Source organism: Burkholderia sp. LA-2-3-30-S1-D2, from assembly GCF_001523915.2.
GTDB lineage: Bacteria > Pseudomonadota > Gammaproteobacteria > Burkholderiales > Burkholderiaceae > Burkholderia > Burkholderia diffusa.
This window is the reverse complement of sequence record NZ_CP013384.1, coordinates 3,018,408-3,031,005: the sequence shown is the minus strand read 5'-3', so window position 1 is coordinate 3,031,005 and position 12,598 is coordinate 3,018,408. Positions and strand designations below refer to the sequence as shown.

Genomic DNA, 12,598 nt, shown 5'->3' with positions numbered 1-12,598 from the left:
CATGAGCGGGATCGATCCGAAACGTTTCGGCAAGGTGGCGGTGTTGTTCGGTGGCGAATCCGCCGAGCGCGAGGTGTCGCTTACCTCGGGCCGTCTCGTGCTGCAGGGCCTGCGTGACGCGGGCGTCGACGCGCATCCGTTCGATCCGGCCGAGCGGCCGCTGTCGGCGCTGAAGGATGAAGGCTTCGTGCGCGCGTTCAACGCGCTGCATGGTGGCTACGGCGAGAACGGCCAGATCCAGGGCGCGCTCGATTTCTACGGTATCCGCTACACGGGCAGCGGCGTGCTCGGCTCGGCGCTCGGCCTCGACAAGTTCCGCACGAAGCTCGTGTGGCAACAGACGGGCGTGCCGACGCCGCCGTTCGAGACGGTGATGCGCGGCGACGATTACGCGGCCCGTGCGGCGGACATCGTCGCGAAGCTCGGCCTGCCGCTGTTCGTGAAGCCGGCGAGCGAAGGCTCGAGCGTCGCGGTGCTGAAGGTGAAGACGGCCGACGCGTTGCCCGCCGCACTGTCGGAAGCCGCGGCGCACGACAAGATCGTGATCGTCGAGAAGAGCATCGAAGGCGGCGGCGAATACACCGCGTGCATCGCCGGCGATCTCGACTTGCCGCTGATCAAGATCGTGCCGGCCGGCGAGTTCTACGACTACCACGCGAAGTATGTCGCCGACGATACGCAGTACCTGATTCCGTGCGGGCTGCCGGCGGAACAGGAAGCGGAACTGAAGCGCATCGCGCGCCGCGCATTCGACGTGCTCGGCTGCACCGACTGGGGGCGGGCGGACTTCATGCTCGATGCCGCTGGCAACGCGTATTTCCTGGAAGTGAACACGGCCCCCGGGATGACCGACCACTCGCTGCCGCCGAAGGCCGCGCGGTCGATCGGCATCAGCTATTCGGAGCTGGTCGTGAAGGTGCTGTCGCTTACGCTCAACGACTGACGCAGGAACGGAACGACGTATGTGGAACAACGTTCGCCAACTCAACCTTGCCGCCAGCGCGCTGTACGCGCTGTTGCTGCTCGTGTTGGCGGCGGCCGGCTGCTACTGGCTGATCCAGCGTCCGACGTTCGCGCTGCGCGAAATCCGGATCGACGGCGACACCGAGCACATCAACACGCCGACGGTGCGTGCGGGCGTGGTCGGCCGGCTGAAGGGGAATTTCTTCACGGTCGATCTCGATACGGCGCGCGCCGCGTTCGAGCAGATGCCGTGGGTGCGCCACGCGAGCGTGCGCCGGGTGTGGCCGAATGCGCTGGCTGTCACGCTCGAGGAGTACAAACCGCTCGGGACCTGGGGCAGCGCGCAGCTCGTGAGCGTCGACGGCGAGCTGTTCACCGCGAACCAGGGCGAACTGGATCAGGAACTGCCGGCGTTCGACGGCCCGGAGGGTAGTGCGAAGGAGGTCGTCACGCGGTATCGCGACTTCACGAACTGGTTTGCGCCGCTGAAGGCGGCGCCGGAAGAAGTGACGCTGTCGGCGCGCTACGCGTGGACGGTGAAGCTGTCGAACGGCATGCAGGTCGAACTGGGCAAGGAGCGCACCAGCGAGACCCTGCATGACCGGAGCCAGCGCCTCGTCGCCGCGTGGCCGGCCGTCACGGAGCGTTGGGGCAACGACATCGAGTATGCGGACCTGCGTTATCCGAACGGATTCGCGATTCGTGCGGCAGGCATGCGGTTCCTGACCGATACCGACAAGCGCAAGAAGTAACGAGAGATCACACGCAAGAGCACTTTATGAGCAAAGACTACAAGGATCTGCTGGTTTCCCTCGACATCGGCACGTCGAAGGTGGTGGCCATCGTCGCCGAGCTGAAGGGCGAAGGCCATTACGAGGTGATCGGCCTCGGCCAGAGCGAATCGAAGGGTCTGAAGAAGGGCGTGGTGGTCAATATCGAGGCCACCGTGCAGTCGATCCAGCGCGCGCTCGAGGAAGCCGAGCTGATGGCCGATTGCAAGATCACCAACGTGTTCACGGGGATTGCCGGCAGCCACATCCGCAGCTTCAACTCGAGCGGGATGGTCGCGATCAAGGACAAGGAAGTCACGCAGACCGACGTCGCGCGCGTGATCGAGACCGCGAAGGCGATCAACATCCCGACCGACCAGCAGGTGCTGCACATCCTCACGCAGGAATTCATCATCGACGGGCAGGAAGACGTGCGCGAGCCGATCGGGATGAGCGGCATCCGCCTCGAGGTGAAGGTGCACATCGTGACGGGCGCGGTCAGTGCCGCGCAGAACATCGTCAAGTGCGTGCGCCGCTGCGGGCTGGAAGTGAACGACCTGATCCTGCAGCCGCTCGCGTCGTCGCTGGCCGTGCTGACGGAAGACGAGAAGGATCTCGGCGTGGTGCTGGTCGACATCGGCGGCGGCACGACCGACATCGCGATCTTCGCCGAAGGCGCGATCCGCCATACCGCGGTGATTCCGATCGCCGGCGACCAGATCACGAGCGACATCGCGATGGCGCTGCGCACGCCGACGCCGGACGCGGAAGACATCAAGGTCGGCTACGGGATCGCGAAGCAGGCGCTCGCCGATCCGGACGAGATGGTCGAAGTGCCGGGCCTCGGCGAACGCGGCCCGCGCACGCTGTCGCGCCAGGCGCTCGCGGCCGTGATCGAGCCGCGTGTCGAGGAACTGTTCTCGCTCGTGCAGCAGGTCGTGCGCGAGTCGGGTTATGAAGAACTGCTGAGCTCCGGCGTGGTCATTACCGGCGGGGCTTCGATGATGCCGGGCATGGTCGAGCTCGGCGAAGACATTTTCCTGAAACCGGTGCGCATCGGCGCGCCGGAATACGCAGGCGGCCTCGCCGACGTGGTGCGCAATCCGCGCTACTCGACGGCGATGGGCCTGCTCGTCGAAGGCAGCGCACAGCGCATGCGCGGTCGCAAGGTCGCCGTGCAGTCCGGCAACGCGGGGCAGATCTTCTCGCGGATGAAGGAATGGTTCCTGAGCAATTTTTGAGTACACCCACGGCTCGGCATGCCGAGCCTGCCCCCCGAGGGGGCCAGGAAAACCCGGGGTGGCCCGGCGTTTTCTTGGGGACGAACCGAATCGAAATTCGCGCCGGTGCCGGCGGCTGGCGCGCGACAGGGGGTTGCCCGATCTCCTGCCGAATAACGGCCGAGTAGTTTTATTCTCTTGACGGAGGCAACAATGGAATTCGAAATGCTGGAAACCGAAACCAACGGCACCATCATCAAGGTGGTCGGCGTTGGCGGCGCTGGCGGCAATGCCGTTCAGCACATGATCAACCGTGGCGTGCAGGGCGTCGACTTCATCGTGATGAACACCGACGCACAGGCGCTGTCGCGCGCGCGCGCACCGTCCGTGATCCAGCTCGGCAACACCGGTCTCGGCGCCGGCGCGAAGCCGGAAATGGGCAAGGCGGCGGCGGAAGAGGCGCGTGAGCGCATCGCCGACGCGCTGCGTGGCGCGCACATGGTGTTTATCACGGCCGGCATGGGTGGCGGTACGGGCACGGGCGCGGCGCCGGTGGTCGCGCAGATCGCGAAGGAGATGGGCATCCTGACGGTGGGTGTCGTCAGCAAGCCGTTCGAATTCGAAGGCGGCAAGCGCATGCGCGTCGCCGAAGCAGGCTCGCAGCAACTGGAGGATCACGTCGACTCGCTGATCGTCGTCCTGAACGACAAGCTGTTCGACGTGATGGGCGATGACGCCGAGATGGACAAGTGCTTCCAGTGCGCGGACGACGTGTTGAACAACGCGGTCGCAGGCATCGCTGAAATCATCAATGTCGATGGCCTCGTGAACGTCGACTTCGAAGACGTGAAGACGGTGATGGGCGAGCAGGGCAAGGCGATGATGGGCACGGCGACGGTCGCCGGCGTCGATCGCGCACGCCTCGCCGCGGAGCAGGCCGTGGCGAGCCCGCTGCTCGAAGGCGTCGATCTGTCGGGCGCGCGCGGCGTGCTGGTCAACATCACGTCGAGCCGTTCGCTGCGCCTGTCGGAAACGCGCGAAGTGATGAACACGATCAAGAGCTACGCGGCGGAAGACGCCACGGTGATCTTCGGTGCGGTGTACGACGACGCAATGGGCGATGCGCTGCGCGTGACGGTCGTGGCGACGGGTCTGGGCCGTGCGGCGAAGAAGCAGCAATCGGCTCCGATGACGCTGCTGCGCACGGGTACCGACAACCAGCCGGTCAGCGCGATCTCGCACGGCTATGCGCAGCCGCAACACGTCAGCACGGCCGACTACGGCGCGCTCGATACGCCGGCGGTATGGCGCAACTCGCGCGAAACCGCGGCATCGCACGTGCAGGCGCTGCAGGAGAAGGGTGTCGACACGTACGACATCCCGGCTTTCCTGCGCAAGCAGGCTGACTGACGACGCACACACAGGCGAAGCCGCGGCGCAATCGATGAGATTGCCGCGGTAACGCCGGCGTGACGGATGCCACGGACCACGACAGGCCGCGTCGGATGCGACGCCGGGCCGGGAAACGTGCCCTCTTCGCATGAGCGGAGCGGGATGGGACGTGCTGTCCGCAATACGCCGAAAAACCGTATCGCTATGAGGGACCAGCCATGATTCAAGTGGGCGACGCGCTGCCCGACGCGCAACTGTTCGAATTCGTCGACGACGCGCGCGAAGGCTGCACGCTGGGGCCGAATGCCTTCAGCGTGCGCGATCAGGTGGCGGGAAAGCGGGTGGTGATCTTCGGATTGCCGGGCGCGTTCACGCCGACCTGTTCGGCGCAGCATGTGCCGGGCTATGTCGAGCACGCCGAGCAACTGCGCTCGGCGGGCATCGACGAGCTCTGGTGCGTGTCCGTCAACGACGCATTCGTGATGGGCGCATGGGGACGTGATCTGCACACCGCGGGCAAGGTGCGCATGATGGCGGACGGCAGTGCTGCTTTCACTCATGCGCTGGGGCTGACGCAGGATTTGTCCGCGCGTGGCATGGGAATCCGTTCCCTGCGCTACGCGATGGTGGTCGACGACGGTGTGGTCAAGACGCTGGCCGTCGAAGCGCCGGGCAAGTTTGAAGTGAGCGATGCGGCGAGCGTGCTCGCGACGTTGATGTCCTGATCGTGCGGTGCGCCGTTGCCTGCGGGCAACGCTGCGCACCGGCCTCAGGGCAGTTGTAACACGGGCCGATGACCGGAAACGCCTCCGTTCCGGGCATCGGCCCGTCCCGTATCGGCGCGGGTAAACAGTCGAAACAGATTGATACGCAGTTTCAAACAGCGTTGAATAGGGAATTACGCTATAATCCCACCTATCGAATATAACTCCTGATTGATAATCTCAATCAAGATGAAGAACATCATGCTGAAGCAGCGCACCATCAAATCGATCGTGAAGACCGTGGGCATCGGTCTCCACTCGGGCCGCAAGGTCGAACTGACGCTTCGCCCGGCCGCGCCGGGCACGGGGATCGTTTTCTCGCGCGTCGACCTGCCCACGCCTGTCGACATCCCGGCATCCGCGATGTCGATCGGCGACACGCGGCTCGCGTCGGTGCTGCAGAAGGATGGTGCGCGCGTGTCGACCGTCGAGCACCTGATGTCGGCGTGTGCCGGCCTCGGCATCGACAACCTCTATGTCGACGTGACGGCAGAGGAAATCCCGATCATGGACGGCAGCGCCGCGTCCTTCGTGTTCCTGATCCAGTCCGCGGGCATCGAGGAGCAGAACGCGCCGAAGCGCTTCATCAAGGTGAAGAAGCCGGTCGAAATCCGTGACGGCGACAAGTTCGCGCGTCTCGATCCGTATTTCGGGTTCAAGCTGAAGTTCACGATCGACTTCCGTCACCCGGCCGTCGACAAGACGGGCCAGGAACTCGAGGTCGACTTCGCGAACACGTCGTACGTACGCGAGATCGCGCGTGCGCGCACGTTCGGTTTTGCCCATGAAGTCGAAATGATGCGCGAGCTGGGTCTCGCACGCGGCGGCAGCATGGACAACGCGATCGTGCTCGACGAATACCGGATCCTGAACAACGACGGGCTGCGCTACGACGACGAGTTCGTGAAGCACAAGATGCTCGACGCGATCGGCGACCTGTACGTGGTCGGCCATCCGCTGCTGGCGTCGTACACCGCATACAAGTCGGGTCACGGGCTGAACAACGCGCTGCTGCGCGAACTGCTCGCGCACGAGGACGCATACGAGATCGTCACGTTCGACGATCCGCAAGCCGCGCCGAGCGGCTTCGCGTTCGACACGCAGACGGCCTTCGCCTGATCGGCGTTCGGCACCCGCGATAAAAAAAGCGACCTTCGGGTCGCTTTTTCGTTGGGCGGCCGCCTGCGCGGTCGGCGCGGGTTCAGCGCGAAGACTTCGCACCGTGGCGCGCGGCCATCCGCGCGAGTGCAGCCTGCAGCGGCGACGGCTCGAGGTGATCGGCCAGGTCGCGCAACGCGGTGGCGCCGACGGTCGTCATACGCGCCTGCTTCACGTGCGGTGGTTCCGGCGCGTCCTTCGGACGCACGCGCACGCGTAGCGCCGAGACCGGCCAGCCGCGCTTCTGGAGATCGGCGAGCAGGCGCGGCTCGACCTGCCGCAGCCGGGCGGCGAGCGCATTGTGCGCGGCAAAGAGGGTCAGGGTGCCGTCCTTGATGGAGCCCGGTTCGACGTGATTCGCAAGATAGTCGGGCAGGAGCGCGGCGAGGTCGCGCTGCAGCGACGCGACTTGTTCGACGCCGGCGCGCAGCGCCGCGAACGCGTCGGTGCGGTTGAGCACTTCGGACACGGGTTGCGGGCGATACGCGGCGAGCGGGCCGAAACGCTTGGAAAATCGGTTCATCGAGGCATTCTTCGGGCGCGCACGGGCGCGGACGTTGACGCCGATTGTACCCGCGCCGGCTCGCGCACGGGCGGCTTTCGGGCCACGCGGCCGGTGGCCCGCGCGGGTTTGGCGTGCGGCGTGAGTCCAGCCGGGACACCGGCGCATGCTTCCTCGCGTGCTAAAATTCCTCGTTTGATTCCACTAATTCGCTAAGCCGCCGAGGCTCGGGCGTCGGGGCGCGCAACGCGCGCCGGGCGCCGGTGCTGCGACGCAGGATCCGATCCGATGACAACCGGTTTTCTCCAGAAAATTTTTGGCAGCCGCAACCAACGGCTCGTCAAGCAATACCAAAAGACCGTCGCGACGATCAATGCGCTCGAAACGCAGATCGAGAAGCTGACGGACGACCAGTTGCGCGGCAAGACGGATGAGTTCCGCCAGCGGATCGCGGGCGGCGAGTCGCTCGACAAGCTGCTGCCCGAAGCGTTCGCGGTCTGCCGGGAGGCGAGCCGCCGCGTGCTGAAGATGCGCCACTTCGACGTGCAGATGATCGGCGGCATGGTGCTCCACTACGGCAAGATCGCGGAAATGCGCACCGGCGAGGGCAAGACGCTCGTCGCGACGCTGCCCGTCTACCTGAATGCGCTGGCCGGCCGTGGCGTCCACGTCGTGACGGTCAACGACTACCTCGCGCAGCGCGACGCCGAATGGATGGCGCGCCTCTACAACTTCCTTGGTCTGTCGGTCGGCATCAACCTGTCCGGCATGGAACACGACCAGAAGCAGCAGGCCTACGCGGCGGACATCACCTACGGCACGAACAACGAGTTCGGCTTCGACTACTTGCGCGACAACATGGTCTACGAGACCGACGCGCGCGTGCAGCGGGCACTGAACTTCGCGGTCGTCGACGAAGTGGACTCGATCCTGATCGACGAGGCGCGTACGCCGCTGATCATCTCGGGTCAGGCGGAAGATCACACCGAACTGTACGTCCGGATGAACGCGCTGCCGCCGCTGCTCGAGCGGCAGATCGGCGAGGAGAAGGCCGACGGCACGGGCGTCGAGAAACCGGGCGACTACACGCTCGACGAGAAGGCGCGCCAGGTGTTCCTGACGGAGTCGGGCCACGAGAAGGCCGAGCGGCTGCTCGCCGAGTGGGGCCTGATCGGTGAGGGCGAGAGCCTGTACGCGCCGCAGAACATCACGCTGATGCACCACGTGTACGCGGCGCTGCGCGCACACACGCTGTTCCACAAGGACCAGCACTACGTCGTGCAGAACGGCGAAGTGGTGATCGTCGACGAATTCACGGGCCGCCTGATGGCGGGGCGCCGCTGGTCCGACGGCCTGCACCAGGCGGTCGAGGCGAAGGAACACGTGAAGATCCAGAGCGAGAACCAGACGCTCGCCTCGATCACGTTCCAGAACTACTTCCGCATGTACGCGAAGCTCGCGGGCATGACCGGTACGGCCGACACCGAAGCGTACGAATTCAACGAGATCTACGGCCTCGAGACGGTCGTGATCCCGACCAACCGCCCGCCGAAGCGGATCGACAAGCAGGACCAGATCTACAAGACGGCCAAGGAGCGTTACGACGCGGTGATCCGCGACATTCGCGACTGCTACGAGCGCGGCCAGCCGGTGCTGGTCGGCACGACGTCGATCGAGAACTCGGAACTGCTGTCGCACCTGCTGAAGCAAGCCGGCCTGCCGCACGAGGTGCTGAACGCGAAGCAGCACGAGCGTGAAGCCGCGATCGTCGCGGAAGCCGGCCGTCCGAACCGCATCACGATCGCGACCAACATGGCGGGCCGCGGTACCGACATCGTGCTCGGCGGCAACGCCGAGAAGCAGGCTGCGTTCATCGACGCCGACGACGCAATCCCGGCCGACGAAAAAGCGCGCCGCATCAAGCAGCTGCACGACGAGTGGGAAACGCTGCACGAGCAGGTGAAGGCCGCGGGCGGCCTGCACATCATCGGCACCGAGCGCCACGAATCGCGCCGGATCGACAACCAGCTGCGCGGCCGTGCGGGCCGCCAGGGCGACCCGGGCTCGTCGCGCTTCTACCTGTCGCTCGACGATCCGCTGCTGCGCATCTTCGCGGGCGACCGCGTGCGCTCGATCATGGACCGACTGAAGATGCCGGAAGGCGAGGCGATCGAGGCCGGCATCGTTACGCGTTCGATCGAATCGGCGCAGCGCAAGGTCGAGGCGCGCAACTTCGACATCCGCAAGCAGCTGCTCGAATACGACGACGTGTCGAACGACCAGCGCAAGGTGATCTACCAGCAGCGCAATGAACTGCTCGAAGCCCACGACATCACCGAGACGATCTCGGCGATGCGTCATGGCGTGATCGCCGAAGTTGTCCACCAGTTCGTGCCGCAAGGCAGCATCGAGGAACAGTGGGACGTGCCCGAGCTCGAGGAAGCGCTGCGCAACGACTGGCAGCTCGACCTCGCGATCCAGGAAATGGTGAACGAGTCGTCGTCGATTACCGCCGAGGAGATTCTCGAAGCGGTGACGACCGCCGCCGACGAGCAGTACGAGGCGAAGGTCGCGATGGTCGGCCGCGAATCGTTCAGCGCCTTCGAGCGCTCGGTGATGCTGCAGACGGTCGATCGCCTGTGGCGCGAGCACCTCGCGGCGCTCGACCACCTGCGCCAGGGCATCCACCTGCGCGGCTATGCGCAGAAGAACCCGAAGCAGGAATACAAGCGCGAGGCGTTCGAGCTGTTCGCCGCGATGCTCGAGGCGATCAAGCAGGAAGTCACGCGCATCGTGATGAACGTGCAGATCCAGTCGCCGGAGCAGCTCGAGGAAGCCGCCGAGCAGATCGAGGAGCGCGGCGGTCAGCTCGAAAACGTCGAGTATCAGCATGCGGACTACGCGGAATCCGGTGCCCCGGTCGCGAACGTCGCGGCCGCCACCGCGGCGACCGCGACGGCCGACATGGTCGGCAGCGCGATGACCCACAGCGGCCCCGGCGGCGAGATGCCGAAGGTCGGCCGCAATGACCCGTGCCCGTGCGGCAGCGGCAAGAAGTACAAGCAATGTCACGGGAAGCTGTCATGATCGACGGCGGCGCGCATCCGCGTGCCGCTTCGTTTGCAGCTTCGAGTCAGTGATGTGAGTTGCGGCGGCCCGCGTGCGGCCCGCCGGTTCTTCCAATCGATGCCGGCGGATGCCGGCATTTTCCATCCGGCAGGTGTGCCCCATGGCTGTCAATTTTCCGTCGATCGATCCCGCCCAACTCCATCCCGTCGCCGGCGTCACGCTCGGCTGGGCGGAAGCGAACATCCGCAAGCCGAATCGCAAGGACGTGCTGGTCATTTCCGTCGACGAAGGGGCGACGGTCGCCGGCGTATTCACCGAGAACCGCTTCTGCGCCGCGCCGGTGACGGTGTGTCGCGAGCACCTGGCAACGGTGCGTGCCGGCGGCGCGGGCATCCGCGCGCTCGTCGTGAACACGGGCAATGCGAATGCGGGCACCGGCGAGCCGGGCCTCGTGAACACGCGCGAAACCTGCTCGGAACTCGCGCGCCTCGCGGGCATCGACGCCGCGCAGGTGTTGCCGTTCTCGACCGGCGTGATCCTCGAGCCGCTGCCGATCGACCGCCTGAAGGCCGGGCTGCCGGCCGCGCTCGCAAACCGCAAGGCCGCGAACTGGTACGACGCCGCGCAGGCGATCATGACGACCGACACGCTGCCGAAGGCCACGTCTCGCCAGGTGACGATCGACGGCCACACGGTCACGCTGACAGGCATCAGCAAGGGTGCGGGCATGATCAAGCCGAACATGGCGACGATGCTGGGCTTCCTCGCGTTCGATGCGACCGTGGCGCAGCCGGTCCTCGACACGCTCGTGAAGGAAGTGGCCGACCGCTCGTTCAACTGCATCACGATCGACGGCGACACGTCGACGAACGACTCGTTCATCCTGATCGCGTCCGGCAAGAGCACGCTGCCCGCGATCACGTCGACCGATTCACCGGCCTATGCAGCGCTGCGCGATGCGGTCACGCAGGTCGCTCAGGTGCTGTCGCAGCTGATCGTGCGCGATGGCGAAGGCGCGACGAAATTCATGACGGTGCAGGTCGAAGGCGGCAAGAGCGTCGCCGAGTGCCGCCAGATCGCTTATGCGATCGGGCACTCGCCGCTCGTGAAGACGGCCTTCTACGCATCCGACCCCAACCTGGGCCGGATCCTCGCGGCGATCGGCTACGCGGGCGTCACGGATCTCGACGTCGGCAAGATCGATCTCTATCTCGACGACGTGCTCGTCGCGAAGGCCGGTGGCCGCAACCCGGCTTACCAGGAGGAGGACGGCCAGCGCGTGATGAAGCAGAGCGAAATCACGATCCGCGTGCTGCTCGGCCGCGGTGACGCGCAGGCAACGATCTGGACGTGCGATCTTTCGCACGATTACGTGAGCATCAACGCGGATTATCGCTCCTGATCCGGAGCGATCGAACGACATGGACAAGCTCGAACAGTTTCTGACGCGCGCGGAAGCGCTGCTCGGCCGCCTCGAGGGGATGCTGCCGCCCGCGCCGGCGGCCATCGACTGGAACGCCGCCACCGCGTTCCGCTGGCGCAAGCGCCAGGGGCGCGGCTATTTGCAGCCGGTGCCGGCAGCGTCGTCGATCACGCTGGGCGACCTGCACAACATCGATCGACAGAAAGGGCTGATCGAGCAGAACACGCGACAGTTCGTCCAGCGCAAGCCGGCGAACAACGTGCTGCTGACAGGTGCGCGCGGCACTGGCAAGTCGTCCCTGATCAAGGCCTGCCTGAACGCGTATGCGAAGGACGGGCTGCGCCTGATCGAAGTCGACAAGGACGACCTGCACGATCTCGGCGACATTGTTGATCTGATCTCTCAGCGTCCGGAGCGTTTCATCGTGTTCTGCGACGACCTGTCGTTCGAAGAGGGCGAATCGGGCTACAAGGCGCTGAAGGTCGCACTCGACGGCTCGATCGCCGCGCAGTCCGACAACGTGCTGATCTACGCGACGTCGAACCGCCGCCATCTGCTGCCCGAGTACATGAGCGACAACGAGTCGTACAAGCATCTGCCGGACGGCGAGATCCACCCCGGTGAAGTCGTCGAGGAAAAGATCTCGCTGTCGGAGCGCTTCGGCCTGTGGGTCAGCTTCTACCCGTTCAAGCAGGACGACTACCTCGACATCGTCGCGCACTGGCTGCGCCATTTCGGCTGCGCGGACGCGGAGATCGAGACGGCGCGCGGCGACGCGCTCGTCTGGGCGCTCGAGCGCGGGTCGCGTTCGGGGCGTGTCGCATGGCAGTTCGCGCGCGACTGGTCGGGTCGCAAGGAGCAGGCATGAGTACGGATTTCGCAGCGGGCAGCGTGCGCGCGCCCGATGGACGCAAGGTGACAGAGGTCGCGGTCGGCGTGATGGTGCAGGCGGACGGTCGTTACCTGCTCGCGCAGCGGCTGCAGGGCAAGCCGTACGAGGGCTACTGGGAGTTTCCCGGCGGCAAGCTGGAGGCCGGGGAGAGCGTGGAGGACGCGCTGGCGCGCGAATTGCACGAGGAACTCGGCATCGAAGTCACGGCCAGCCACCGCTGGCATACGCTCGAGCACGATTATCCGCACGCGTACGTGCGGCTCTATTTCTGCAAGGTGACGGGCTGGACGGGCGAGCCGCACAGCAAGGAAGGGCAGGCGTTCGTGTGGCAGCAACTGCCGGTCGAGGTCGCGCCGCTGTTGCCGGCGGCGCTGCCGGTGCTGGAACTGCTCGAGAAGGAGGCGGCGTCGCAATGACGCCGTGGCGGCTCGCCTGAAAGGCGGGC

11 protein-coding genes are annotated in these 12,598 nt (G+C 65.7%); 10 read left to right on the top strand and 1 reads right to left on the bottom strand.

All coding sequences use genetic code 11. The annotated features are described in order from the left end of the window. Position 1: 1 nt before the first annotated feature. The 6 genes from WS66_RS27055 (at position 2) to lpxC (ending at position 6,228) form a co-directional block, all read left to right on the top strand. Positions 2-943: a D-alanine--D-alanine ligase gene (locus WS66_RS27055; protein WP_059608168.1), complete on the top strand. Its 942-nt coding sequence runs from the start codon at positions 2-4 to the stop codon at positions 941-943. Positions 944-962: 19 nt separating this feature from the next. Continuing rightward, entirely contained in the window at positions 963-1,715 is a 753-nt protein-coding gene (locus WS66_RS27050; RefSeq protein ID WP_057926855.1) for a cell division protein FtsQ/DivIB, read from the top strand. A gap of 26 nt (positions 1,716-1,741) precedes the next feature. Beyond that, on the top strand, positions 1,742-2,974 hold the full coding sequence (gene ftsA / locus WS66_RS27045) for a cell division protein FtsA (RefSeq protein ID WP_006752447.1): 1,233 nt from the start codon (positions 1,742-1,744) through the stop codon (positions 2,972-2,974). Between the two features lie 192 nt (positions 2,975-3,166). Further along, positions 3,167-4,363: a cell division protein FtsZ gene (ftsZ, locus tag WS66_RS27035; protein ID WP_059608169.1), complete on the top strand. Its 1,197-nt coding sequence runs from the start codon at positions 3,167-3,169 to the stop codon at positions 4,361-4,363. A gap of 200 nt (positions 4,364-4,563) precedes the next feature. After that, positions 4,564-5,070, top strand: a complete 507-nt coding sequence (locus WS66_RS27030; RefSeq protein ID WP_059608170.1) for a peroxiredoxin — start codon at positions 4,564-4,566, stop codon at positions 5,068-5,070. Between the two features lie 240 nt (positions 5,071-5,310). Then, positions 5,311-6,228 carry a UDP-3-O-acyl-N-acetylglucosamine deacetylase gene (gene lpxC, locus WS66_RS27025; protein WP_059506998.1) on the top strand — a complete coding sequence of 306 codons (918 nt, stop codon included), beginning with the start codon at positions 5,311-5,313 and terminating at the stop codon, positions 6,226-6,228. 82 nt (positions 6,229-6,310) lie between these two features. Here the strand turns inward: lpxC and WS66_RS27020 are convergent, their stop codons facing one another. Beyond that, positions 6,311-6,790: a DUF721 domain-containing protein gene (locus tag WS66_RS27020; protein ID WP_059535175.1), complete on the bottom strand. Its 480-nt coding sequence runs from the start codon at positions 6,788-6,790 to the stop codon at positions 6,311-6,313. Positions 6,791-7,057: 267 nt separating this feature from the next. On the opposite strand from WS66_RS27020, the gene secA reads away from it, so the two are divergent. From secA to WS66_RS26995, 4 genes are all read left to right on the top strand, one after another. Further along, entirely contained in the window at positions 7,058-9,856 is a 2,799-nt protein-coding gene (gene secA / locus WS66_RS27015) for a preprotein translocase subunit SecA (protein WP_059608171.1), read from the top strand. Positions 9,857-9,998: 142 nt separating this feature from the next. Next, entirely contained in the window at positions 9,999-11,240 is a 1,242-nt protein-coding gene (argJ, locus tag WS66_RS27005; RefSeq protein ID WP_059608172.1) for a bifunctional glutamate N-acetyltransferase/amino-acid acetyltransferase ArgJ, read from the top strand. 19 nt (positions 11,241-11,259) lie between these two features. Then, positions 11,260-12,129 carry an ATP-binding protein gene (locus WS66_RS27000; protein ID WP_059608173.1) on the top strand — a complete coding sequence of 290 codons (870 nt, stop codon included), beginning with the start codon at positions 11,260-11,262 and terminating at the stop codon, positions 12,127-12,129. Next, positions 12,126-12,569, top strand: coding sequence for an NUDIX domain-containing protein (locus WS66_RS26995; RefSeq protein ID WP_059608174.1), 444 nt, complete (start codon positions 12,126-12,128; stop codon positions 12,567-12,569). Before WS66_RS27000 ends, WS66_RS26995 begins: the two co-directional genes overlap by 4 nt. Positions 12,570-12,598: the final 29 nt, after the last annotated feature.

Coding starts and splice junctions, on each gene's coding strand:
- WS66_RS27030 (WP_059608170.1), top strand. CDS start 4,564: ATGATTCAAGTGGGCGACGCGCTGCCCGACGCGCAACTGTTCGAATTC.
- WS66_RS27050 (WP_057926855.1), top strand. CDS start 963: ATGTGGAACAACGTTCGCCAACTCAACCTTGCCGCCAGCGCGCTGTAC.
- WS66_RS27020 (WP_059535175.1), bottom strand. CDS start 6,790: ATGAACCGATTTTCCAAGCGTTTCGGCCCGCTCGCCGCGTATCGCCCG.
- argJ (WP_059608172.1), top strand. CDS start 9,999: ATGGCTGTCAATTTTCCGTCGATCGATCCCGCCCAACTCCATCCCGTC.
- lpxC (WP_059506998.1), top strand. CDS start 5,311: ATGCTGAAGCAGCGCACCATCAAATCGATCGTGAAGACCGTGGGCATC.
- ftsA (WP_006752447.1), top strand. CDS start 1,742: ATGAGCAAAGACTACAAGGATCTGCTGGTTTCCCTCGACATCGGCACG.
- WS66_RS27000 (WP_059608173.1), top strand. CDS start 11,260: ATGGACAAGCTCGAACAGTTTCTGACGCGCGCGGAAGCGCTGCTCGGC.
- WS66_RS26995 (WP_059608174.1), top strand. CDS start 12,126: ATGAGTACGGATTTCGCAGCGGGCAGCGTGCGCGCGCCCGATGGACGC.
- secA (WP_059608171.1), top strand. CDS start 7,058: ATGACAACCGGTTTTCTCCAGAAAATTTTTGGCAGCCGCAACCAACGG.
- ftsZ (WP_059608169.1), top strand. CDS start 3,167: ATGGAATTCGAAATGCTGGAAACCGAAACCAACGGCACCATCATCAAG.
- WS66_RS27055 (WP_059608168.1), top strand. CDS start 2: ATGAGCGGGATCGATCCGAAACGTTTCGGCAAGGTGGCGGTGTTGTTC.